This window comes from Bacillus sp. YBsi01 (assembly GCF_038406745.1).
In the GTDB taxonomy this organism is placed as follows: Bacteria; Bacillota; Bacilli; order Bacillales; family Bacillaceae; genus Bacillus; species Bacillus siamensis.
This window is the reverse complement of record NZ_CP151679.1, coordinates 1,220,365-1,244,157: the sequence shown is the minus strand read 5'-3', so window position 1 is coordinate 1,244,157 and position 23,793 is coordinate 1,220,365. Positions and strand designations below refer to the sequence as shown.

Annotated in this window: 25 protein-coding genes, 3 pseudogenes and 1 riboswitch; of the genes and pseudogenes, 16 read left to right on the top strand and 12 right to left on the bottom strand. The window is 43.7% G+C overall.

Annotated elements, in window-relative coordinates; translation table 11 throughout:
• Positions 1–58: 58 nt before the first annotated feature.
• From AADZ70_RS06155 to pbuX, 4 genes are all read left to right on the top strand, one after another.
• The gene (locus AADZ70_RS06155) at positions 59–1,978 is read left to right on the top strand and encodes an ATP-dependent DNA helicase (protein ID WP_045927221.1); all 1,920 of its coding nucleotides are present in this window, start codon (positions 59–61) and stop codon (positions 1,976–1,978) included.
• A gap of 119 nt (positions 1,979–2,097) precedes the next feature.
• Entirely contained in the window at positions 2,098–3,600 is a 1,503-nt protein-coding gene (locus AADZ70_RS06150; RefSeq protein WP_342007875.1) for a carboxypeptidase M32, read from the top strand.
• A 123-nt stretch (positions 3,601–3,723) separates the two neighbouring features.
• Positions 3,724–3,823, top strand: a riboswitch (purine riboswitch).
• Positions 3,824–3,921: 98 nt separating this feature from the next.
• The gene (gene xpt, locus AADZ70_RS06145) at positions 3,922–4,506 is read left to right on the top strand and encodes a xanthine phosphoribosyltransferase (protein WP_060964925.1); all 585 of its coding nucleotides are present in this window, start codon (positions 3,922–3,924) and stop codon (positions 4,504–4,506) included.
• The gene (gene pbuX, locus AADZ70_RS06140) at positions 4,503–5,807 is read left to right on the top strand and encodes a xanthine permease PbuX (RefSeq protein WP_342007874.1); all 1,305 of its coding nucleotides are present in this window, start codon (positions 4,503–4,505) and stop codon (positions 5,805–5,807) included. The genes xpt and pbuX overlap by 4 nt, the downstream gene beginning before the upstream one ends.
• 582 nt (positions 5,808–6,389) lie before the next feature.
• Here pbuX and AADZ70_RS06135 read toward each other — a convergent pair.
• Positions 6,390–6,677: an LCI fold-containing protein gene (locus AADZ70_RS06135; RefSeq protein ID WP_269774898.1), complete on the bottom strand. Its 288-nt coding sequence runs from the start codon at positions 6,675–6,677 to the stop codon at positions 6,390–6,392.
• Between the two features lie 343 nt (positions 6,678–7,020).
• On the opposite strand from AADZ70_RS06135, the gene AADZ70_RS06130 reads away from it, so the two are divergent.
• Positions 7,021–7,587 carry a cysteine hydrolase family protein gene (locus AADZ70_RS06130; RefSeq protein WP_342007873.1) on the top strand — a complete coding sequence of 189 codons (567 nt, stop codon included), beginning with the start codon at positions 7,021–7,023 and terminating at the stop codon, positions 7,585–7,587.
• A gap of 121 nt (positions 7,588–7,708) precedes the next feature.
• Here the strand turns inward: AADZ70_RS06130 and AADZ70_RS06125 are convergent.
• Positions 7,709–8,292: pseudogene (locus AADZ70_RS06125) on the bottom strand (YetF domain-containing protein).
• Between the two features lie 514 nt (positions 8,293–8,806).
• Entirely contained in the window at positions 8,807–9,076 is a 270-nt protein-coding gene (locus AADZ70_RS06120; protein WP_060962487.1) for a hypothetical protein, read from the bottom strand.
• Between the two features lie 230 nt (positions 9,077–9,306).
• On the opposite strand from AADZ70_RS06120, the gene AADZ70_RS06115 reads away from it, so the two are divergent.
• On the top strand, positions 9,307–9,615 hold the full coding sequence (locus tag AADZ70_RS06115; protein WP_016939045.1) for an MGMT family protein: 309 nt from the start codon (positions 9,307–9,309) through the stop codon (positions 9,613–9,615).
• A gap of 27 nt (positions 9,616–9,642) precedes the next feature.
• Here the strand turns inward: AADZ70_RS06115 and AADZ70_RS06110 are convergent, their stop codons facing one another.
• Positions 9,643–10,251 carry a GNAT family protein gene (locus tag AADZ70_RS06110; RefSeq protein ID WP_342007872.1) on the bottom strand — a complete coding sequence of 203 codons (609 nt, stop codon included), beginning with the start codon at positions 10,249–10,251 and terminating at the stop codon, positions 9,643–9,645.
• A 165-nt stretch (positions 10,252–10,416) separates the two neighbouring features.
• On the opposite strand from AADZ70_RS06110, the gene AADZ70_RS06105 reads away from it, so the two are divergent.
• The 7 genes from AADZ70_RS06105 to AADZ70_RS06075 all read left to right on the top strand — a co-directional run bounded on the left by AADZ70_RS06105 (position 10,417) and on the right by AADZ70_RS06075 (position 17,482).
• Positions 10,417–11,517, top strand: coding sequence for a 3-oxoacyl-[acyl-carrier-protein] synthase III C-terminal domain-containing protein (locus AADZ70_RS06105; RefSeq protein ID WP_342007871.1), 1,101 nt, complete (start codon positions 10,417–10,419; stop codon positions 11,515–11,517).
• Positions 11,517–12,023 carry an isoprenylcysteine carboxyl methyltransferase family protein gene (locus tag AADZ70_RS06100; RefSeq protein WP_064779099.1) on the top strand — a complete coding sequence of 169 codons (507 nt, stop codon included), beginning with the start codon at positions 11,517–11,519 and terminating at the stop codon, positions 12,021–12,023. The genes AADZ70_RS06105 and AADZ70_RS06100 overlap by 1 nt, the downstream gene beginning before the upstream one ends.
• A 71-nt stretch (positions 12,024–12,094) precedes the next feature.
• Positions 12,095–12,190, top strand: coding sequence for a Fur-regulated basic protein FbpC (gene fbpC, locus AADZ70_RS06095; protein ID WP_095241696.1), 96 nt, complete (start codon positions 12,095–12,097; stop codon positions 12,188–12,190).
• Positions 12,191–12,372: 182 nt separating this feature from the next.
• Positions 12,373–15,954, top strand: a complete 3,582-nt coding sequence (locus tag AADZ70_RS06090; RefSeq protein ID WP_342007870.1) for a dynamin family protein — start codon at positions 12,373–12,375, stop codon at positions 15,952–15,954.
• A 67-nt stretch (positions 15,955–16,021) separates the two neighbouring features.
• Complete coding sequence (locus AADZ70_RS06085) at positions 16,022–16,279, top strand: YpbS family protein (protein ID WP_016936698.1); 258 nt, start codon at positions 16,022–16,024, stop codon at positions 16,277–16,279.
• Positions 16,280–16,355: 76 nt separating this feature from the next.
• On the top strand, positions 16,356–16,499 hold the full coding sequence (locus tag AADZ70_RS06080) for a hypothetical protein (protein ID WP_003153570.1): 144 nt from the start codon (positions 16,356–16,358) through the stop codon (positions 16,497–16,499).
• Between the two features lie 95 nt (positions 16,500–16,594).
• Positions 16,595–17,482: a 5'-3' exonuclease gene (locus AADZ70_RS06075; RefSeq protein WP_016936697.1), complete on the top strand. Its 888-nt coding sequence runs from the start codon at positions 16,595–16,597 to the stop codon at positions 17,480–17,482.
• 5 nt (positions 17,483–17,487) lie between these two features.
• Here the strand turns inward: AADZ70_RS06075 and sspL are convergent, their stop codons facing one another.
• Genes sspL through AADZ70_RS06060 form a run of 3 tightly spaced genes read right to left on the bottom strand, consistent with a single transcriptional unit; the run spans position 17,488 to position 18,746 of the window.
• A complete protein-coding gene (gene sspL, locus AADZ70_RS06070; protein ID WP_064779101.1) occupies positions 17,488–17,616 on the bottom strand; it encodes a small, acid-soluble spore protein L in 129 nt (42 codons plus the stop codon).
• 50 nt (positions 17,617–17,666) lie between these two features.
• On the bottom strand, positions 17,667–18,059 hold the full coding sequence (locus tag AADZ70_RS06065) for a reverse transcriptase-like protein (RefSeq protein WP_029575232.1): 393 nt from the start codon (positions 18,057–18,059) through the stop codon (positions 17,667–17,669).
• A gap of 6 nt (positions 18,060–18,065) precedes the next feature.
• Positions 18,066–18,746, bottom strand: a complete 681-nt coding sequence (locus tag AADZ70_RS06060) for a queuosine precursor transporter (RefSeq protein ID WP_016936695.1) — start codon at positions 18,744–18,746, stop codon at positions 18,066–18,068.
• Positions 18,747–18,827: 81 nt separating this feature from the next.
• On the opposite strand from AADZ70_RS06060, the gene AADZ70_RS06055 reads away from it, so the two are divergent.
• Positions 18,828–19,502, top strand: a complete 675-nt coding sequence (locus tag AADZ70_RS06055; protein ID WP_064779102.1) for a ribonuclease H family protein — start codon at positions 18,828–18,830, stop codon at positions 19,500–19,502.
• 2 nt (positions 19,503–19,504) lie between these two features.
• The gene (locus tag AADZ70_RS06050; protein WP_099745046.1) at positions 19,505–19,687 is read left to right on the top strand and encodes a zinc-finger domain-containing protein; all 183 of its coding nucleotides are present in this window, start codon (positions 19,505–19,507) and stop codon (positions 19,685–19,687) included.
• Positions 19,688–19,713: 26 nt separating this feature from the next.
• Here AADZ70_RS06050 and AADZ70_RS06045 read toward each other — a convergent pair whose 3' ends face one another.
• A complete protein-coding gene (locus AADZ70_RS06045) occupies positions 19,714–19,971 on the bottom strand; it encodes a DUF2564 family protein (RefSeq protein ID WP_016936693.1) in 258 nt (85 codons plus the stop codon).
• Between the two features lie 159 nt (positions 19,972–20,130).
• Between AADZ70_RS06045 and AADZ70_RS06040 the strand changes: the two genes are divergently transcribed.
• Positions 20,131–20,313 (top strand): hypothetical protein, encoded by a 183-nt coding sequence (locus tag AADZ70_RS06040; RefSeq protein WP_012117812.1) that lies wholly within the window; start codon positions 20,131–20,133, stop codon positions 20,311–20,313.
• A gap of 51 nt (positions 20,314–20,364) precedes the next feature.
• Here AADZ70_RS06040 and cspD read toward each other — a convergent pair whose 3' ends face one another.
• The 4 genes and pseudogenes from cspD to AADZ70_RS06020 form a co-directional block, all read right to left on the bottom strand.
• Positions 20,365–20,565, bottom strand: a complete 201-nt coding sequence (gene cspD, locus AADZ70_RS06035; RefSeq protein ID WP_003153604.1) for a cold-shock protein CspD — start codon at positions 20,563–20,565, stop codon at positions 20,365–20,367.
• A gap of 15 nt (positions 20,566–20,580) precedes the next feature.
• Positions 20,581–20,692 (bottom strand): annotated as a pseudogene (locus AADZ70_RS06030) (hypothetical protein); the annotation flags it as partial.
• An 87-nt stretch (positions 20,693–20,779) separates the two neighbouring features.
• Positions 20,780–21,922 (bottom strand): diglucosyl diacylglycerol synthase, encoded by a 1,143-nt coding sequence (locus AADZ70_RS06025; RefSeq protein ID WP_264818615.1) that lies wholly within the window; start codon positions 21,920–21,922, stop codon positions 20,780–20,782.
• A 224-nt stretch (positions 21,923–22,146) separates the two neighbouring features.
• Positions 22,147–22,803, bottom strand: a pseudogene (locus tag AADZ70_RS06020) (homoserine O-succinyltransferase); the annotation flags it as partial.
• Positions 22,804–23,793 lie beyond the last annotated feature (990 nt).

Below are 23,793 nucleotides of genomic sequence, written 5' to 3'. Positions count from 1 at the left end.
AAGGGTTAAATGATATTATAGATGGTCTGAATGCCGAATAGTTAGGGGTTGGAGTTGGGTGACAACATCACGTTTGCCTTTTGCTTTAACAAAAGAAAAGAATTTTTACGAAGAATTGAACAATTGGATTGGTGACGTGTTTTACGATATCCTTCCCGAAAAAGGCTTTGACCTTCGGGATGAGCAGGTATTTATGGCGTTTCAGCTTGAACGGGCATTTAAAGAAAAAAAGGTCATGTTCGCTGAGGCAGGAGTCGGTACGGGGAAAACGCTGGTGTATCTGCTGTTTGCCATCAGCTATGCCAGATATACGGGGAAACCGGCGATTATTGCATGCGCCGATGAAACGTTAATTGAACAGCTTGTCAAAAAAGAAGGCGACATTTCCAAGCTGACAGAGCATTTGGATTTACAGATTGATACTCGGCTGTCAAAATCCCACGAGCAGTACCTGTGTCTGAAAAAGCTTGAAAAAACGATGCAGCGTTCTGATGATGAAAAGTGGCTGGATCTTTATGAGTCGCTGCCTTCATTCGTGCACGAGTCACAAGCGATGCAGCGCTTTTATCCGTACGGAGACCGCAAGCAGTACGCTGATCTGACGAATGAAGAGTGGTCAAGCGTAAGCTATGATTCCTTCCAGGATTGTTTAACATGTGATATGAGACATAGATGCGGTTTAACACTTTCAAGAGATCATTACAGAAAATCAACGGACCTGATCGTTTGCTCCCATGATTTTTACATGGAACATGTATGGACGGAAGAATCACGCAAGAGGGAAGGGCAGCTGCCGCTTTTGCCGGATCACAGCGCCGTCGTGTTTGATGAAGGGCATCTTCTGGAATTCGCCGCGCAAAAAGCGTTAACCTATCGCGTGAAGCAATCGACGCTTGAGCTGTTTTTAGAGCGCTTGCTTCAAAATGACATCAGGGAAGAATTTGCCGAACTGATTGAAGATTCCCTTGCTGCAAACGATGAGTTTTTCTATGTGCTTTCAGAGGAATCGAAGGAAATTGCCGGTTCTCACCGATTGGACATCCAAAACGACCAGCGCGTGAAGCGTGCGGCTGATGAACTGTGCCGTCTGCTCGATAAAATCGGCGAAGCGCTCGTATTTGAATCGGAAATGTATACGATCGATAAGTACGAGCTTTCAGTCGTAGAAGAATACGTCGAACAAATGGCATATTCCCTTTCACTGTATCAAAAGGACGCCATCAGCTGGCTTGAAACGCAGGATACGGACTCAACATTTGTCGTTATGCCGAGAACTGTAGCCGAAGTGCTTGGAGAAAAGGTCTTCTCTAAAAAGATCCCTTATATTTTCTCATCAGCCACTCTTTCTGAGGGCGGTTCATTTGATTATATTGCAGACAGTCTCGGAATCCGCGATCCTTTATCATTTACTGTTGAGTCACCGTACGATTACGAGGAGCAAATGTCAGTTTCTCTTCACGGTGATATGACGTCTGAGCAGAAAACGGCCCGAACGATTGATACGATTAAGGAGAATGAAGGCCGCACCCTCGTTCTTTTCCCTTCCTTTGAAGACATGAAGGAATTTAAAGAACAGGCTGCCGCATGGGAGCTGCCGTATCCGATATATTACGAAGGTGACGAAGAGATCAGTAATCTGGTCGAAAAATTCCAGCGGGATGAAAAATCCGTGCTTTGTTCCGTCCACCTATGGGAAGGTCTTGACATTCCGGGTGACTCGCTTCGAAATGTGACCATTTGGGCATTGCCGTATCCGCCTCATGATCCCGTGTTTACCGCAAAGCGGAATGGGGCGAAAAAAGATCCATTTGAAGAGGTTGATCTGCCGTACATGCTGCTGAGAGTCCGGCAGGGAATCGGCCGCCTGATCCGCTCCAATCAGGACAGCGGAACCATATCTATTTATGCGGGCGGAGAAAGTGAACGGGTCTTGTCCGAGGTCAAAAAGGTCTTGCCTGTTACACCGAAAATCGTATAAAAACAAATGCTGCAGGATTTTTATCCTGCGGCTTTTTTAAATTCTGGAAAACCAACAAGTTGACTTTATCACAGCGTTCCATTAGCCTGTAATTGATAGTGAAAAGGGAGGGAACGGATATGGATATACATACATATGAAAAAGAGTTTTTTGATCTGTTAAAAAGAGTATCCCATTATGAAGAAGCCATTGCGCTTATGCATTGGGATTCAAGGACGGGAGCCCCGAAAAAAGGCTCCGATGACCGTGCGGAAAGCATCGGACAGCTGTCGGCTGACGTTTTTCAAATCCAGACATCCGACCGGATGAAAGAGCTGATTGACATCCTTCTCGCGCATGCAAAAGAGCTCTCTGAAGATACAGTGAAAGCGGCGGAACTGGCAAAAAAAGATTATGACCAAAATAAAAAAATTCCTGAAGAAGAGTATAAAGAATACGTCATTTTGACATCAAAAGCTGAAACGGCTTGGGAGGAAGCAAGGGCGGCCTCCGATTTCTCCATGTTTGCTCCTTACCTTGAGAAGCTGATTGATTTTAATAAGCGGTTTATTTCTTATTGGGGCTATGAGGATCATCCGTACAACGCATTGCTCGATATTTTCGAACCGGGTGTTACGGTAAAGGTGCTGGATCAGCTGTTTTCTGAATTGAAGGAAGCGATCATTCCCTTAGTCAAAAAAGTAACGGCATCCGGCAATAAACCGGACACCGCTTTTATAACAAAAACGTTTCCGAAAGAAAAACAAAGAGATCTCTCCTTGTACTTCTTAAAAGAACTCGGGTATGAGTTTGACGGCGGCCGCCTGGATGAGACGGTGCATCCGTTTATGACGACAATCAACCGCGGCGATGTGCGGGTGACGACCAGATATGACGAAAACGATTTCCGCACCGCGATTTTCGGAACGATTCATGAATGCGGGCATGCAATCTACGAGCAGAATATTGACGAAGCGCTGAGCGGGACAAATTTATCTGACGGTGCATCCATGGGAATTCATGAATCCCAATCGTTATTTTATGAAAATTTTATCGGCAGAAATCAACATTTCTGGACCGCATATTATAAAAAAATGATTGAGGCTTCGCCTGATCAATTTCAAGATGTAAAAAGAGAGGATTTTGTACGCGCCGTCAACGAGGCGAAACCGTCCTTTATCCGAATTGAAGCGGATGAGCTGACGTACCCGCTTCACATTATTATCCGTTATGAAATTGAAAAAGCGATTTTCAGTAATGAAGTGTCAGTGGAGGAACTTCCTGCATTGTGGAATCAAAAATATCATAATTATTTAGGCATTACGCCGCCGTCTGATGCAAAAGGTATTTTGCAGGACGTTCATTGGGCTGGCGGAGATTTCGGTTATTTCCCTTCCTATGCGCTCGGATATATGTATGCGGCTCAGCTGAAGAATACCATGCTTGACGATCTGCCTGAATTTGATCAATTAATCGAACGGGGCGATTTTGAGCCGATCAAACAATGGCTGACAGAAAAGGTTCATCAGCACGGAAGACGCAAACTGCCGCTTGACATCATTAAAGATGCAACGGGAGAAGAGCTGAACGTTCAATACCTCATTGAGTATCTTGTCGGCAAATATTCGAATTTATTTCTATAAACGAAACACCTGGTGTATACCGGGTGTTTTTCTAAAAGACGAATAATGAAGGCGGATTCTCTGGAAAAAGTTCGTAATTGTTTAAATTTCTCTATGCAAAATAAGCGGGTCTTGTTATAATTTGATTAATATCATATGAACACTCATATAATCGCGTGGATATGGCACGCAAGTTTCTACCGGTCACCGTAAATGTCCGACTATGAGTGAGCAATGGAACGGCTTTTATTCGGCCGTTACGTGTAGACATTCGGCATTGCTTGCTCTTTTTATTGAGAGCGGGCAATGCTTTTTTATTTTCTATAAGCGGGGGTAATCATTGTGGAAGCATTAAAACGAAAAATAGAAGAAGACGGAATCGTTCTTTCTGACCAAGTGCTGAAAGTGGATTCTTTTTTAAACCATCAAATTGATCCTGTTCTTATGCAGCAAATCGGCCGGGAATTTGCGCGCCGTTTTGAAAAAGACGGTATCACAAAAATCGTCACAATTGAATCTTCGGGCATTGCGCCTGCGGTGATGGCCGGCCTTGAACTCGGCGTTCCTGTCATTTTTGCAAGAAAAAGGAAGTCTCTCACGTTAACGGATGATCTGCTGACGGCGTCCGTTTATTCTTTTACGAAAAAAACAGAAAGTCAGATTGCCGTCTCAGGCAGTCATCTTTCTAAAGATGACCGCGTGTTAATCATTGACGACTTTTTAGCGAACGGACAGGCGGCAGAAGGGCTTTTATCCATCGTAAAACAAGCAGGCGCAGCAGTTTGCGGGATCGGCATTGTCATTGAAAAGTCATTTCAGCCGGGAAGAGACGGACTAGTGAAAAAAGGATGCCGTGTCGAATCACTGGCGAGAATTCAATCGCTTAAAGACGGAAAAGTGACATTTGTACAGGAGGTCCGTTCATGAAAAACAGCTATGCCAAAACTCTTTCCCTCGGTATCCAGCATGTCCTTGCCATGTATGCAGGCGCCGTTGTCGTTCCCTTAATTGTAGGAGCGGCGCTGGGACTGAATGCAGAACAGCTGACATACCTCGTTTCAATTGACATTTTTATGTGCGGGGCGGCAACGCTGCTTCAAGTGTGGAGAAATAAATGTTTCGGCATCGGCCTGCCCGTTGTGCTCGGCTGTACGTTTACAGCTGTGGCGCCGATTATTTCCATCGGCAAGGAATACGGGATTTCTGCCATTTACGGGAGCATTTTGGCATCGGGTCTGCTTGTCATTCTGCTGTCTTTTTTCTTCGGCAAGCTTGTCGCCTTTTTTCCGCCCGTTGTAACCGGATCTGTCGTGACAATCATCGGGATGACCTTGATGCCGGTTGCAATGAATCATATTGCCGGCGGGGAAGGCAGCAAGGATTTCGGTGATCCGGCTAACCTTGCCCTCGGATTTACGGTGCTTGTTATCATCGTGCTGCTTTATCGGTTTACAAAAGGATTTTTGAAATCCATTTCGATTTTAATCGGCATTGTTATCGGGACGGCCATCGCTTATTTTATGGGCAAAGTGCAATTTGACAATGTGGCGAACGCTGACGCAATTCAAATGATTAAACCGTTTTACTTTGGGACGCCGACATTTCATGCGGCACCGATTATTACGATGTCCATCGTTGCCATTGTCAGCCTTGTGGAATCAACCGGCGTCTATTTCGCTTTAGGTGATCTGACAAACCGGCGCCTGTCTGAACGTGATTTAGCAAAAGGCTACCGCGCGGAAGGCCTTGCGGTATTCATCAGCGGCATTTTCAACGCATTTCCGTACACGGCCTATTCCCAAAACGTCGGTCTCGTGCAGCTGACGGGAATTAAGAAAAACGCGGTCATCGGTGTTACGGGCGCACTTTTAATGATTTTCGGCCTTTTTCCGAAAATCGCAGCTTTCACGACTATCATCCCATCTTCGGTACTGGGCGGAGCGATGGTGGCCATGTTCGGCATGGTCATTTCCTACGGCATTAAAATGCTCAGCCAAATTGACTCCAAAAAGCAGGAAAATCTTCTGATCGTCGCGTGTTCCGTCGGATTGGGACTCGGCGTAACCGTCGTTCCCGATATGTTTAAACACCTGCCGTCTTACTTAAATCTTTTGACCACAAACGGAATCGTTGCCGGCAGCTTTACCGCCGTCCTTTTGAATATTGTTTATAATATGATTCCTAAAACGAAAAAAACCCTTGATGTGACAAGGGTTCAAGAGGGTTAGTTATCCGTTTTTCTTAAAAAAATAACATTTTAATAACATTTCTTTATGAAATCCCGAGATCGAGGATGCTTCCGAAAGTTTGCTGAACTTTTTGCGAGGCCTCCTCTTTCATTTTATTTGTAACATGGGTATAGATTTTCATTGTTGTTTTCACATCATCGTGGCCGACTCTTTTCATCACAGTCGCAATATCGACACCTGCTTGGAGCTAACATACTGATATGTGAGGAGTCGCATGTTTTTTATAATCGAGTCTGCTCTATTAATTTAAAATAAATATCTTTTTTGGGGGACTAAAATTTAGGGAAGTTGTGGTTCTTTTTGGCATCTCTACTGAGATAAACAATGCGACATGGTTAGGACAAGCTTCTAAAATTTCGGTGTAAGTGTTAGATAGGATTAATTTTGTATAAGGTTGTAGGCTAAAATAGGAGATACGGTGATAATCAAAATACCATTGCCCTGCCAGCGATTACAGCAAACATAATATTGATATTGGCAAAGATCGTTATGTGGTTGCAATATGGGTGCTAAGGGGGTATAAAGTGATTAAGGGAGCATAAAGCTCCCTGTTAAAAATTGTTAATACTTACGACCTTCATAATAGGCTGTCCAAGTCCCATTGTCGTTTTTCTTAATTCTTTTTAGGTACCAAGTGATTCCATCAGCATCAGTGTGAGTGTTTATAAAGATACCGGTGTTATTCGTCTCTTCTTTTGTGTAAATTTTAGCTTTGAAATCACTTGAAGCAACACTGTTCTTTTCAGAATGTACACTTGCGCTGTTTGGACCGGCAGCAAAAGCAGGAGCAGCAGAAACTAATAAAGCAAGAGACAAGGCAGAACCAGTTAAAACTTTTTTCAATTTCATTTTGAAACACTCCTTAAGGTTTTTTGTATTGCATATAATAAATACAACAAAAAGTAATTAATTTCCTTGTAAATAAATGTTAATTATTTGTGAACGATAGTAGAATTAGATGGTGCTTGTGTTAATCCAGAAAGTAAAATGGCGGACAGACTTAACTTATAGCTGTTTTTCTCTATAAACCGGTTTTAGTAAACCTCAGATAAAACATTTGAGCTGCAGCCTTTAAGTGAGTGCTTTAAAAATTCCAACGGCTAAGAGTCTATATGAAGTTTATTATACAAAAGTAAAATCTTAATTTAAAATGTTATAATAAATACGAATTTTCAATGTGGGGGGTTATCTTTTGGAAGAGACGAAAAAAGCTTTAATCATTGTGGATGTACAAAAAGCTTTCGACGATAAAAAATGGGGAGAACGAAATAACGTAAAGGCAGAAGAAAATATCAGCAGAATACTGAAATTATGGAGAGAAAAAGGATGGACAGTCATATACATCCAACACATTTCTGATAAACCCGGTTCTTTATTTTATCCGAAAAGTGAGGGAGTTGTGATAAAGGAAATCGTTAAGCCGAGGGATGAAGAAGTCATCATAACGAAGAAAGTAAACAGCAGCTTTATTGGTACTAATCTGGAAGAGTTCTTAACATCAAATGGTATAACAACTGTCGTAATAACTGGTTTGACTACGCCTCACTGTGTATCAACAACTGCAAGAATGAGCGGGAACCTAGGATTTGATACATATCTCATTTCAGATGCAACAGCAGCCTTCGGTATGAGAGACCAACATGGTACATATTATGATGCGGCAGCTATTCACAATATATCTCTGGCTACATTGCATGATGAATTTGCCACAATATTAACGACTGATCAATTAATCAATGATTTTATTAAAATTCACTGATGGGCGGGCGGCTTCTCCAATAGGAGGGCATTTTTTAATTGTTCATCACTTTGTTTTTATTAGCAATAGCGATTGAAAAAAAAGCATCTAAAGCAGATGCTTTTTTGTTCGTATATGCGAATCATTCAAGATTTTTCGGCTTGTGCTGAGTCTGGTGTCTTTTGATTTCCTCGAATATATTGGCTTGATCATCTTTTTCTGGTTGAGGCTCTTTGTTAAGGAATTTTGGATCGATCACATTTTTAAGATCTTTGATGGTTAAAGGCTTACAGTCATCTTTTAATTCGTAGCCTAATTGTCCATTAGCTTCTAAAGTGGCATATTTAATTGTGTTTATATTTGAAATGCCAAGAAGCCTTAAACGCATTTCGAGTTGATCTGCTGTCAATCTCAACTTCTTTAAGTTTTCTATATTAAGTTGGCCGTCTTCTATAACGAATTTAGATTTTCCGGTTAAAAAAATTCAATCCAGTTTACTTTTACTTGAATCCATTCCATCAAAATCAAAGCACTAAAAAGGATAGACGCATCAATTAATGTTTTTAATAAACTAGTTTCTAAAATGGGATGAACGATAATCGTACCGATTGAAATCATCACCATTGTCTGTGCGATGGTCATTTGTGCAATGGATTTTCTCCCTGAAATTCTCAGTAAAATCTTTCCGAATACAATTATAATTAATTCTTCCCAAGCAAATCTCATGTTATCACCCTGGATTGTGTTTTATCAAAAATAAAAGAGCAAGTAAGAGGTTTTATGGGGTACTTGCTCACGAAGAATTATTGCCCTTACATTTAATTTTATTCATTTTAGGTGTTTTCCTAACTAGAGAAACTATTCTGCTAGGGTGAATTCATTTCGGAATCTCCAATACAAGAGGCGGCGGTGAATATTGATAGCTGAAAAGCACACCAAGGAGTATAAGGAGTGCGTAAGGCATAAAATAGAAGAACCTTGCCAAGAAATACGAGTTGTCAATTAACACAATTAAGTCCTAGGAAAAGCAGCAAGGTTGGGAACAAAAAAGGATGCATACTGAGACATCTTACTAAAACGCAATGAGGAACAACGGTCTGCTGCTGAGACAGAGCTTGAAATACGGTTGCTTGGGCTCGCCGCATGACGCTTTTCGTTGATCATGGTTTTTAAGAGGTTAGTAGGGAAAACAACTATGAAAAAAGGGATAAGAGAAAAATCTCTTATCCCTTAGATAATCTTAAAACCAACCTTGGTATTCACCAGTCCATGTGCCATCACTGTTCTGCTTGGCATCTTTTAAATAGTATTTAACTCCGGCAAATACTGTTACATTAAGAAGTTCTCCACGTGTATTAGCTTTGATATATATCGTTTTTAACACAGCCTGAGGAGCTGCAGTTTTATGACTCCCGCCATCTGCAGTCGGGCTTGCTGCAAAAGCTGGAGCAGCAGAAACAAGTAAAGCAAGTGATAGAGCTGAACCGGTTAAAACTTTTTTAAATTTCATTTAAAACACTCCCTTTTTTTATTTGATACAACTGTATTATATAACTGCATGTAAAATTTGTCCATATAAACTTATGTTAACTTTTTGTGAACATAAGGAAGTATTTTCCCCTTTGAGTTCCATTAACTCGTACCATCTTATCTTAGGTCTCCGAAGTAAAGCATCATCATATGACGTCAAAACGTTGTATGATACTAGGGAAATCATTTTTAGTCGAAATGAGGGGTTGCATGACATTTACGGAGCGGGCGTTAGCCATTATTAAACAGATACCTGAAGGAAAAGTGATGACGTATGGGCAAATTGCCGGTCTTGCGGGAAGTCCGCGGGGAGCGAGGCAGGTTGTGAGGATTCTTCACTCCATGAGTAAAAAGCATCGTCTCCCTTGGCACAGGGTCATCAATGCGAAGGGGGAAATCGGATTGAAAGATGAAGAGATGTTTTCTGTACAGAAGCTGTCCCTTGAGGCTGAGGGGGTAGAGGTCACGTCAGACGGACGGATCGATCTCAATTTATACGTCTATGATCCGAATATGTAAAAAACCTGCCGTATAACGGCAGGTTTTTCAGTTATATGCTCCGAGCCGGTCAGAAAGGTTTTGCCGGATATAAGGCCATTCCTCCCGGAGGATGGAGTAGTAGGCGGTATTTCTGAGGCCGCCGTCGACAGCCCGAAGATGCGCGCGGCGGATTCCTTCAAATTGGGCACCGATCCTCAAAATCGCAGTCCGTGAGCGCTGATTGCGAACGTCGGTTTTCAGTGTCACCCTGACAGCCTGCCACACGTCAAACGCATGGGTCAGCATCAAAAGTTTACACTCCGTATTGACACCGGTCCGCTGTACGGAAGAGGTATACCACGTGCTGCCGACCTCACACACTTCCGGAGCTGCCTCCGCCGGCCGCGTAAACACCTCCACATCCATAAATCTCGTGCTTCCGACGATTCGGTCTGTTTCAAGGCTCCGTACTGCAAAAGGCAATGCAATTCCTTTTTCATAATCGGAAAGCGCACGCTCAATATAACGCTTTGTTTCTTCGATGCCGTCAGGAACATGGGTGTAACCATAAGTCGTCCTATTTTCTGAAGCTGCTTCGCAAAGTGCCTGAGAGTGATCAATCGCCAGCGGCTCTAACTGAACGAGTGACCCTTTAAGAATTACAGGTGTCAGCATCCCAATCACAACCTTTTTTCATGAATGGGTCAAGTATAGTCGAACGGCTTATCATTCAAAAGGGTCAATTTTAAATTAAAATGGCATGTCAGTGAAATCCTCGGTTCAAACTTATGCATACATTCAGGAAAAAAGCGGAAACCTTTATGTGAAGAGGTGATGGGCATGGCATATGTGTTATCGGTCGGAACCAGCATTCCGGAATATCATGTCTCGCAAGAAACGGCGGCGGATTTTGCGAGAGGGATGTTTGCCAATTCATTTAAGGATATTGACCGGCTGTTAAAAGCTTTTCAAAATGGCGAAATTGAATCAAGACAGTTTGTCCGGCCGATTGAATGGTATAAAACGGCACGGGGTTTTTCAGAAAAAAACCGGCTGTATACGGAAGAAACCGTTAAGCACAGTGTGGATGCGGCGGTTGATTGTTTGACAAACTCCCGATGTTTAACAAACCCGATTCCATATGAAAAAGTGGATGCGATCTTTTTTATTTCCAGCACCGGGCTTTCGACACCGAGCATTGAAGCGAAAGTGATGAATCAGCTTCCGTTTTCTCCAAAAACAAAACGGATTCCGATCTGGGGACTAGGATGCGCAGGCGGGGCGGCCGGCCTGTCCAGGGCGTACGAATACTGCCGCGCCTACCCTGAAGCTTACGTGCTTGTCATCGCGGCTGAGCTTTGCAGCTTAACGTTTCAGCCGGAGGACAAGTCAAAAAGCAACTTAATCGGAACCTCCCTGTTTGCGGACGGAATTGCCGCCGTGCTGATCGGAGGGGAGAAGGCGAACCGAAAAGACGTCAAACAGCCGCTCGTTCCGCGGATATTCGCCACTCAATCGGTGATGATGCCCGATGCGGAAGATGTGATGGGCTGGGAATTCACCGACAGCGGGTTTCAAGTCATTTTTTCAAGAGACATTCCCACCCTTGTTTCGCATTGGCTGAAAGACAATGTTGATGTATTTTTACAAGAACAGGGAATCCTGTCTCACGACATTAAAACCTTTCTTGCCCATCCCGGCGGGAAAAAGGTCATTGACGCCTATTTAACGAGTCTTTCAATGGACACCGGACAGCTTGCTGCATCTCAGAAGGTGCTGCAAAAACATGGGAATATGTCTTCTGCAACTATTTTTCATGTCATAAAAGAACAGCTGCTGCACGGACGGCAGAAAGAAAACGAAAAAGGGCTGATCGGCGCTCTCGGGCCGGGATTTTCGTCCGAGCTTTTGCTGTTCAGCTGGGAAAAGGGGGCATCTTAATGTTTTGGCTGTTTATCATGCTGCTTGCCGTCCAGCGGATTGCGGAGATGATCGTAGCCCGGCGCAATGAGCGGAAAGTGAAAAAGCAAGGCGCCGTCGAATACGGAGAAGGGCATTATCCCTTTCTCGTCCTGATGCACGTGCTCTTTTTTGTCTCTCTTACAGCCGAGGTGGCGGCATTTCATAAAGCGCCTTCTCCAAGGTGGGCCGCCATTATATGTATCATTTTCTTTGTGCAGGGGATCAGGTATTGGGCGCTTTTATCATTAGGGCAATATTGGAATACGAAAATCCTTGTCGTGCCGGATGCGGAGCTTGTCAAAAAAGGGCCGTACAGGTGGATGAAGCACCCGAACTATGCGGTCGTCATTTTAGAATTTATCTTGCTGCCGCTGTTATACAGAGCGTACTGGACATTGTTTCTTTTTTCAATCTTGAATGCATGCATGCTCACTGTAAGAATTCGCGCCGAAGAGAAGGCTTTAGAAGAAAACACCGCAAAATAGGATTGAAAATCATTCTCACTCGTGATAAGATGTAAGTATGAAAATGATTCTCATTCAAGGTGGTGCGGAAAATGACCATGTTATTTTTACTAGCAGCCGTTTGTACATACAGTGTTTTAATTGGTTTTGTTTTGAAAAAAGTTTCGAATAAATCAATGTCCTCTTAAGCATCTGCGGTTTTTCCTGCCGCGGGTGTTTTTTCTTTATCAGCTGCCGATATCGGCGGCTTTTTTGCGTTTCCTGAAGAAAAGTAAGCCATTCTTGTGTAAAATGGGGGAGAGGTTTTTTTCAGAGCTTTCTAAAAATGAAAACGTCATTTGATGCGACAGACACAAAGGGGTAAAGACACATGACAGAAGAAGAACGCCGTAACAGGGAGATATTCAGCAGAACGGGAGCTTTATACGCACAATTTTTGGATCACCATGATGAAAAACGGGCCGATCAGCTCGCGGCCATTATGAAAAAAGCGGCTGATGAAGAGGTTTATATCGCATTTACCGGGCATTATTCGGCCGGAAAATCCTCTTTATTAAACACATTGCTCGGTGAGGACATACTGCCGACAAGTCCGATTCCTACAAGCGCCAACCTCGTTGTCATCCGGCACGGTGCGGATAAAGTCGTGCTTCATACGACTGACGGGGCTTATGCAGAAATAGAAGGAAGTTACGATAAAGAACGAGTGCAGCAATTTTGTAAAGACGGTGAGCAGATTGAGACGGTGGAAGTCTATGCCGGCTTTGAGGAGTCAGAGCCCCATGCGGCCTACATTGACACACCGGGGATTGATTCAACCGACGAAGCGCATTTTTTATCAGCCGCATCAATTCTTCACCAGGCTGATGCTTTATTTTACGTCGTCCATTATAATCATGTTCATTCAGAAGAAAATATGCTGTTTCTCAGCTCCGTCAAGGACCGTATTCCGAATCTGTTTTTGATCGTCAACCAAATTGACAGGCATGATGAAACCGAAACGAAGTTTGGTGAGTACCAGAGACAGGTGGAAGAGATGCTCGAAGGCCTCGGAATACCGAAGGAATCGCTTTTCTTTACATCTGTCACCGAGCCTGATCATCCGTTAAACGGCATTGAAAAGCTGAAGAAACATCTGCAGCAGCTGAAACGGCAGGCAAAAACAAACCTATGGCCCTTAACGGAGAAAAAAGTCGAACACTTGGTCAAGGAGCATACAGACATGCTCGTAAAAGATGCGAAGAGCGGCAGCGGGGAGAGGTTTGAGAAACAGGAAACACTCGTCCGTTCTGTCGAAGCTGAACTTGAAAATGCCGTTCAACAGGCTGAAACAGCAGAGAAAGACATCAGAAAAGACGTGCAGAACATCTTGCAGAACGCTAATCTGACACCGTTTGAGATGAGGGAGCTTGCATCTGCTTATATTGAATCACAGCAACCCTCGTTCAAAACAGGATTATTCTTTTCAAAAGCGAAAACGGCAGCGGAAAAAGAGAGAAGGCAGGCTGAATTTTTTGCTGATATTAAAAAAAGAACGGAAGGGGAAGCGGATTGGCATATTATCGACACATTTACGAAAGCGGCCAAGCGTTATGAAGCGGAATCTGATGAACTGATCAAGAAAATACAGGCGTACCGCACAACGCTTTCTGATGATATCACTGCACAGGCTCTAAAGCAGGGAGCGGCCTTTTCAGCTGAATACGTATTAACCTATTCGAAAGATCTCGCCGACATGATCCGAAGAGAAGCGAAAAGGCAGACAGCAGAGCTCATTGAGGAATTGACTGCTTTTGTGCAGGCAAAAAACGGACCGCTTATAGAGAGCCTGAAAAAACGGCTTGAGAAAGAAAGCGCAATAAGAGATGAACTTGCGCAATCGGCAGAAGAAGAGCGCAATGCCGAAGAAAAAGCTGCCCGCGTCCGCGCTTTGTGGAAAGAAGAATCAGCCTATGATAGGGGGAGCAGCGACTGGTATACGCGAAAAAAACGCCTTGCGAAAGCGCCCGTCCAAAAAGAGAAACCAATAGAGACTGTACTGCATGAAGTAAACCAGCCCGAGAAAATTGCGGTGAAGGAACTTTCTATAAAAGAGCAAGTGGATCGGTTCTATGAACTGGCGGGGATTCTTGACTCATCAAGCCTATTAGGAAAACAGGCAGAAGCCTTTCGAAGCAGGATTGATCGGCTTGAAAACCGTCAATTTACATTGGCGTTATTCGGAGGTTTCAGCTCGGGAAAATCATCGTTCGCCAATGCGCTGGTCGGGGAATACGTGCTTCCTTCATCACCGACGCCGACAACGGCCACGATCAACAAAATAACGAAACCGCAAGACGGCAAACCGCATAAATCTGCGGAAATCGTTTTTAAAACGGAAGAGGAGCTGGACGCTGAAATGCTTCAGCTGACAGAGCTGAAAGATGCTGACATAAAAGGGCGGTCACTGAACGAGAGGTGGAATTATGCCATTAAAAAGGGAAAAGTGCCTGATGATCTTACGCCGGTGATTCAAACGATGCTTCAGGCGTTTAATACGTACGAAGAACAGATCCGTCAGAGGCTGACACTGACGGTTCCGATTGAAGATTTAAAACCGTACGCAGCTGAAGAAAAAACGGCCTGCTGCGTGAAGGAAGTCACCGTATATTATGATTCGCCTCTCACGCAAAAAGGCATTACCATTGTTGATACGCCGGGAGCAAGCAGTATAAACAAGCGCCATACAGAGCTTGCCTTTCAATATATAAAAGATGCTGACGCGTTCTTTTATATGACGTACTATCAGCATTCTTTTTCAAAAGGAGACAGGTCTTTTCTGAAGAAACTCGGCCTCGTCAAAGAATCATTCGGCATGGATAAAATGTTTTTTGTCATTAACGCCGCCGATCTTGCCAAAACGGAAAGCGAGCTGGAAACCGTCAAAGACTATGTCCGCTCTGAACTTTCAAAAGAAGGAATTAACCGGCCAAAATTATATCATGTTTCAAGTAAAGAAGAGCTTGCGGGGAAGAATAAAGCTTTCTATAACGGGTTCGCTGATGTAAGAACCGGACTTGCGCACTTTATTGAGGAAGATGTAATGAGGGCCAGCTGCGCGCAGCTGCAAACAGAGGCGGACAAATTGTGCGATATGGTGGAACAGCTTCATGAATCTCTTCACCAGTCGGCAGAAGAAAAAGAAAAAAAGAAACAGCGTCTGGAATCTTCTTATGAAAAAGCAATCGCTGATGTTTCAAAGCGCCGTACGTCTGAGGTCATCATCCGAAAAGTGATGAAAGATACGGAAGAACAGCTCTATCACATTAAACATCGTCTGTCATTTTATGCGAATGATATGCTGAAAACCGCCTTCCATCCGGGTCTTCAAAATGGCGATTGGAAACGAAATATATCAGCGGCGCTGAAGGAGGCGCTTAAGGAATTCCGTTTTGAATACATTCAAGAGCTGAAGACGCTCGATATCCGGATGACCGGGTTTATTGAGCGCCATATGACTGGGGAGTGGATGGAGAACTGCCGGAAGAAGCTCATGGAAGACGGGAATTTTTCCATTTATGTCAGCGCTGAAAACGAATTTGCCGTTCAGCTGAAAGAGGTCGCGCCGGTCATTGACGTCTCAGCATTCACACATCACGTAAAAGACGTGAAATCGCCGAAACAGTTTTTTGAACAGAACGGAAAAGCGGCATTTGTGGAGGGGCTCAGGCTCAGCCTGCAAAAAGTGACAGAAAAGTGGCTCGAGCAGGAGAAAGAAAGCCTTTCAGCGCGCTATACTGAGCAGGTGCGCCGGCTTCAGGAAAAAATGGCGGTTCAAAGTCTGTCCCAGATCCGCGAGCAGCGTGACACTTATTTACGGGGGCTTGCGGAAAATACCGGTGCCGGAGAAATTGAACGCCTTTACGAGGCTGAAAAAGCATGGAAAAAGAAAGATGAAATCCTGAAAATTTAAAAATCGGGTTGGCGGGTATATAACAGTCGTGGTAGACTAAAATGAAAAAAGCGAGATGAAACCTTTTATGTCAGAAGTCCATAAAGCAATTTCAGCACATTCCGCAAAACAGCATCAGCACGTCAAAACATTTGTGCAGCTTGACTATCAGCGTGAACAGGCGATTGAAGAAGCCATTGTAAAATGCAGACGGAATGAACCGTTCACGACAGATGCCATCAACGGCATCACCGCAAAAATGAACCAGCTGGCTGAAAAGGGAATAGTGCCGCAAAGGCGATTCGTAAGTGAAGAAATGGTGAAAGAATTCGTCAGCAGACAGTAATGGTTGAACCTGCCGTGTGTGGCGGCAGCGCTTGCTGCGCATACTATCCGTATCTTCTCTAAGGGGGGATATGACAATGGGCAGAACAAAACTGGGAAACAGAAATGCACAGCAGAATAACAACGCCAAAAAGAAAAACGGCTTCGGACAGAAATTTGATTCCTATGCCGGCCGTGAAGCTGAAAAGCTGATGGCAAGCAATAAAAGACACGGCGAGTAACGTGACGGCAGCATCTTCCAAACAGGAGGATGCTGTTTTTTTACGGCCTTCCTATGGTAAAATAGGAACATTGAATAAAAAAGGAGTTTCGATATATGAATAACAAATTACTGCTCGTTGACGGCATGGCGCTTTTATTCCGTTCGTTTTTCGCGACGGCCGTGCATCGCAATTTTATGATAAATGAAAACGGAATTCCGACAAATGGAGTCAACGGATTTTTAAAGCATCTCATTACGGCGGTTGATACTTTTCAGCCCACACATGTCGTCTGCTGCTGGGATATGGGAAGCAAAACGTACCGCAATGACTTGTTTCAGGATTATAAGGCCAACCGGAGCGAGCCGCCTCTTGAGCTCATTCCGCAATTTGATTTAGCGAAAGAAGCAGCGCGTGAGCTCGGGTTTTTAAACATTGGCATAAAAGGCTATGAAGCGGATGACTGTATCGGTACGCTGTCTGCCTTATTTTCCGGTGAAGCGGAAATTACGATTGTAACGGGCGATAAGGATCTGCTTCAATTGCTGAATGAACAAGTTCAGGTGGCCCTGCTGCAAAAGGGAATCGGCAATTATAAAGTATATACAGATGAGATATTCAGAGAAGAAACGGGGGTTCCGCCAAAGGCGCTGATTGACATAAAGGCGCTGATGGGAGATACAAGCGACAACTATCCCGGCGTTAAAGGAATCGGAGAAAAAACGGCGTACAAGCTGATCCGTGAATACGAAAACATAGAACGGTTATTAGAAAGTCTCGCTTTACTGCCGAAGGGCCAGCAAACGAAAATTCAGCAAAGCTTAAAAGAATTGGAGCTGTCAAGGCAGCTTGCTGAAATACATTGCGAAGTGCCGTTAGTCTGTACGCTTGAAGAAGCGATTTTTTCATTGAAGATGGAAGAAGCATCCTTAATGCTCAGACGCCATCAGATAAAAGGAATTGAAAGGATGCTCGAAAAGCTGAACGCCAGAGAGATCAGCTGATCCCTCTAGCGTTTTGTATTGCTTGTTTTTGCGTTGTTTTCAAGGGCTGATTTCGGGTCTTTGTGCGCATTTCCCTCCATATTTCCCTGAGGATTCACGCCTCCGGTCAGCCGGCCTTTATTTTCTTTTCTCATACTGTTCACCTCAATTTTAGGATGAACAGTGTGACGCAATTTCATTCCAGTTATTTATTCAGCCGAACCGCTTTTTTTGCGAGCTGATCGGCTGTTTGGTTCTGTCTGCCGGGAATCCACTTAATAAAAAACAATGGAAACCCGGCCTTTAATCGGACGATTTCATCCACAAACGGCTGGAAAGCCTTGTTTTTAACCGCTTCAAGTTCCGCGGCCCGCTCCACGATATCTGAATCCGTCCGGAATGACACGGAATCATATCCGCGGGCGGCACACAGCTTCATTCCTTCAATTAAAGCGAGAAATTCAGCTTCCTGATTTGAATGGTCGCCGATCGGAATTGAGAAAGATTCTGATTTCCCGTCATGCTTAATAAAAATACCGATACCGGACGGACCCGGGTTTCCGGCGCTTGCACCGTCTACATAAATTTCAGCGGGCATCATCCGTCACTCTCCGTTCGGTGTCATTCGTTTTGCCGCATATGCATATGGGACAGAAATGAGTGATACCGCAAATTTAATCAGATAAGTTGAAATAAAAATGCTGAACCATACTCCCGCAGAATAAACACCGATAAAGGCCACGGCAGTGAAGATTAATGTATCCAGCAATTGGCTGAGCGCCGTGCTTCCGCTGTTTCTGAGCCAGAGAAGCCGATCTGAAGGAAAGATTCGCCGAATGGCGGAATATACATAAACATCTATCGTTTGGCTGAAAATAAAAGCCAAGAGGCTCCCGAGCGCAACACGCGGCAGAAAACCGAAAATCGTCTCAAGGGCAGGCTGCGCGATATCTGACGCAGCCGGTTTATATAAAAGAGCCCCCTGCATGGCGCATGTCAATGCGAGCAAAGTGGAAAAGCCGAGCCAAACGGCTTTGCGCGCTTCCCGGGGACCGTATTTTTCGTTCAGCACATCCGTTGCGAAGAAAACGGTGCCGTACATGATATTTCCGAGTGTCGCCGTAAGACCGAACAGCTCAACTGTTTTGACGACCTGCAAGTTGGCGCACACCGTGGCGAAACCGATCCATACAAATAGGCCCGTTTTGCCAAATCCTTTATAAAACAAAAGAACAATGATAAAATGAATGATCGCAAATAAAATCCATAACACATCATTAAACAAAACCTGCTGACTTCCTTTCAATTTGAGAATGGTTTGATTATAGCACACGCCCGTCAACTAATGAATGGTAAGGTGATTTCAATGAATCTTAAGCCGTATATCGAAATAGAAGCAAAAGGAACAGGACCAGTCGCGTTTTTTTCTGAAGATTGGCTGACCATTCCGAAAGCGCGCATGCTTGCAAGAGAAGTCAGCCGCTTTCCATATATAAAAGACATTTATTTTGAGGATGAAAAAGGCGCAAGCTGGACGCTAAAAGAGCTGGAAAAACTTACGGAAGAGCTTGCGCACGAACCTGACGACATTACGGTGTATTTCGACGGCGGCTTTGACAAAAAAAGCGGCTTAGCCGGACTAGGAATTGTCGTGTATTATTCTCTCGGCGGCAAGCGCCACCGCATACGGAAAAACAAAAGCTTAACGCTTCAGACGAACAATGAGGCGGAATATGCCGCGTTGTACGAAGCGCTTAAGGAAGTGCAGGAACTTGGCGCAAGCAGAAATTCAATCACGATAAAAGGGGATTCCCTCGTCGTTTTGCATCAGCTTGACGGCAGCTGGCCGTGCTATGATGATACGCAAAACGACTGGCTCGATAAAATTGAAGCGTTGCTCGAATCTTTAAAGCTGACACCGACATATGAAGCCGTAAACCGAAAGGAAAATCAAGAAGCGGATGACCTTGCCAGAAAAATTCTTTCGGACGGCCGGCAGATTGAAAGCCGCATAATACTAGAAGGTAACGGAGATGACTGATATTGGATAAAAAAAACATTTATAAAGAATTGACAGAGCTTCAGGATGAATATTGCAAAGACTGCTTTGTTAAAAAGCATTTCCGTAAGGAGTTCGGAAAAACGCACGCCCATTCTTTCTGCATTAATCAATGCACGGTGGGGGAGAAACTGAAAACCTACGGCAAGGTGCTGACAAATCAATAAAAAATAAAACCGCAGCTTTTGCGGTTTTATTTTTTGAATTCATCGAGCTGATGCTGGCAATCGTCCAAAAGCATTCGCTGCTTTTGCAGGAAATCTTGATCGAGTGCCTGCAGTTCACTGGATTGTGACATCGTTCTCGCATCCTGAATCGCCTGGTAAGCAGATTCAACCAAAGTTGAATTTTGACCCCGAGTAGCCGCGCCTGTTGTTTTCTGGGCCGTTTCCACCGCTAATTCAAGCTGGCGTTTATCCGTCAGTCCGTTTGGAAAAAATTCAGAGTCCATAAAAAACACCTCCGCAAATAGTTTGGAGATTTTTTTTAGAAATATGTATGGAAAATAGAAAAAAATATAGAAAATAAGCCGATATAACTATTGAACCTGATAATTAGGGCTTATTTACTATTATTCAGGGTATCTTGGGAGAGAAGGGAAAAACCAGCCGTGAATGATAAAGATTTAAAAACAATCCTTCAGCAGACATTTAAAGAAATATACGGTGATTTGGGAAGTTTAGCGGAAATGGCGAAAAAAGGAATGCCGTCAATGGAGAAACAAATTGAAGAAATTGAGCAGCGGTGCAAGCAGAATCTTGTAGCAATCGAGATTCAGACGGCAATCAAATAGGAGAGGCATACGCCTCTCCTCTATTTGTCATCTGATCAACATGTATTGAGTTTAGAGTTTTACAACATTAGAAGCTTGAGGTCCACGATTACCTTCGACAATTTCAAAAGAAACTTCTTGTCCTTCTTCTAATGATTTGTATCCTTCTCCTTCGATAGCAGTGAAGTGAACAAATACATCGTCTCCGCCTTCAACTTCGATGAAGCCGAATCCTTTTTCGTTATTGAACCATTTTACTTTACCGTTTTGCATATTGCTTAATTCCTCCTAGTACTGTAGCACCTTCGTGCTAAAAAAAATTTTGTCATCATCCAACCGTACGTATGTAAACGTTGTTAAATGATGGTTCAACTATACACCAAATGGGAGCGGGCGTCAAGCGGCCGCTCTCTATTTTTTATCTTTATTTTTCCAGCGGCAACACCTATCCGAACAAAAAGCACACGAATCATTCGTGTGCTTTTTGTTATGACATTGCCATATCTGTCTTCCCGGCCATCAGTTCAGATTCTTTTATAATGTCCTGCAAAATGACTTCAGAAGAGTTGGGGAGGTGAAGGCTTTTAATATTGTCCTTCATCCGGTTCAGCTTTTCCTCATCCGCAAGAAGGGAGGTGACAGACTCTAAAATTTCTTCGTGGCGGTTGACCACGACAGCCGCACCGCGGTCTTCAAAGAAAATGGCATTTTCCTTTTCCTGTCCTGGCACGGGTTTGTACAAAATAACCGGTACGCCGATCGCTGTCGCTTCCGTCAGCGTGATGCCGCCCGGTTTTGTAATCATGCAGTCTGTAATCCGGAACAGCTCGTCGATTCTTTCTACATAGCCGAGCACTTTCAGCCGGTCGGTGTTGCCGCTTTCCAAGCTGCTGAGTGATTCTTTCAGCGAGCCGTTTTTGCCGCATACCACTACAACCTGGACCTGATCGTCATGAACGAGGTTTTCGCACAGTTCTTTTACGTTTTTCAGCACACCATGCGCTCCCGCCATAATAAGAAGCACTTTTTTGTCGGGAGAAAGATTGTATTTTTTATAAATCGGCTCTTTCGGCATCGTTTCCTCGAATTGAGGCCTGATGGGAATGCCTGTGATCTTTACGTTGTTCGGATGAGTGCCGATTTCAATCAGTTTTTCCTTCACGTAATCCGTGGCGACATAGTATTTATCCACATTTTCATGAACCCAGATTTTGTGAAGGCAGAAATCGGTCATAACGTTGAACGTTGGGATCACTTTTCCGGTTCTCCGTCTGTATTCCGGTACGACAATCATCGGAAATGTATTGATTATAATGTCCGGCTTATGCTCTTCGACGAGCTGGCCCAGACGTTTATTTCCCATTTTAAAATAAATATTGAATTTGCGTTTATTATAGATTTTGTCAACTCCGTAATAAAACAAACGATAAAACTGTTTCCCGATTGAGAAGCTTTTTAAATAAAGGTATTGAGTAACCTCTGAAACAATCGGATTTGACTCTTGATACAAATTGGAAACCGTCACATCTAAGCCGAGACGCAGACATTGTTCGTAGAGCGTTTTGGCCACTTGAACATGTCCGTTTCCGTAATTTGCAGTCAAAATTAATACTTTTTTATTGGTATTCAAGTAAATTCACCTCAATGTAATCAACAACAAGCAAGCTTCATGCATCGTAAGGAGTTATTGTCTATAGATAAACATAACACAAGTACATCATTTTATAATAAGCGCGGCAACATATTTAAACTAAATTTAATTGATATGTTCCAGTATTTTAAAGTTCTGTTATACCCATACTGAATCAAGAGTATTTTATCATATTTTTGTCACCGTATCACTCAAAACAAAAATTAATCCCATTCATACGGGGTTTCCTGATATACATAATAATTCAGCCAATTCATAAACAATAACGTCGCATGAGCCTTCCAGCGGTTTACAGGTTCTTTCCCGCCGGGTGCAAAATAGTGCTTAGGAGCTTCTACGTTTGAAAGCTTTCTTTCTATATCCCTCTCATACTCCTGAAGAAGCGTATCAGTATCGTATTCCGGGTGACCCGTTAAGAAAATCTGCTTTTCGTCTTTAGAAACGATTAAACAGACACCGGCTTCTTCTGAAACGCTCAGCACATCCAGATCTGAAGCCGATTTCAGCTGCTCCGTATTAATATCTGTATGCCGTGAGTGGGGCACATAGTATAGCTCGTCAAAGCCTCTTACCAATCTCTCGTGTTTTTTAAGAACGGTATGCTCAAACACTCCGAAGATTTTTTTCGGCAGCTCCGTTTTTTCAATGCCGTAATGGTGGTATAAACCGGCTTGAGCTCCCCAGCAGATATGGAGCGTTGAAGTGACGTTCGTTTTGCTCCACTCCATAATTTCCTTTAATTCTTCCCAGTAAGAAACATCTTCAAACGGCAGGTGCTCAATCGGAGCGCCGGTAATAATCATTCCGTCAAACCGTTTGTGGCGGATGCTGGAAAATTCCGTATAAAATTCATCCAAATGCGCCCCCCCCAGGGGGGGGGGGGGGGGGGGGGGGGGGGGGGGGGGGGGGGGGGGGGGGGGGGGGGGGGGGTGGGGGGGGGGGGGGATAATTTACCACCCCACTCGCTACACCTTTTTTCAAAAAAAAAAAAAAAAAAAAAATAAGGGGGGATTTGTGAAAAAAAAGGGTAGGGAAAAAGGGAGGGGTTGGTGTGGGGGTGGTGTTGGGAGATTTGTTAGTTTGTTAGGGTTTATTGAATTTTTATAAGTGTAGGGGAAGGGGGGTGGGGGGGGGGATGATTGTGTTTGATATGAGAGGAATGTGAATGTTTTTGAAAAGGGATGAATGGTATTGTGGGGATAGGATTATAAGAGGTAGGGATGGTGGGGGTGTGGTTGTGATTATGTAATAAGAAGTGGAAAAGTTTGGGAGGATGGTGTGTGTGGGTTGAATGGGGATTGAATGAAGAGTTGTTTAATTGTGTAGATGTTTGTATGGGTGTTTAATTTGTATGTTTGAGAGAAGAGGGTGTGTAATTTGTAAGGGGGGAAGAGTTTTTTTGGGGTAAGGTGGTTGGGTTTTGAGGGAAGTGGGTTTTTATGGTTTTGTTTGGTGTGTGTTGGTTGAGATTGGTATTGAGTAGGTATGTTTAGGTAGTAATGTTAGATGATTGTATGAGTAGAGGTATGGATGTGATGGGGTTGTATGAGTAAGTTTGAGGATAGGAATGAGATTATGAGGATGTGAGAGTGGTGTATGTAATGTGAGGTTTGTGGTGTGGGAAGGATTGATTGGGTGTTGATTGTGAAGTTTAGTGGGGATTGGAGTTTGATGGGGATTTTGTAGGAGATATGAATGGGGAGGTTTGGTGGATTGGTATTTAGGAGGTGGGTGGAGAGGGGATATGTGGTGGTAGTGTTGGAGTTGGGGTGAGAGATATTTGAGGGAGTGGTTGGGATAGTTGTGGGGTAAGTTTAGATGTGATAAGAGAATTTAGAGATTAAAGTTTG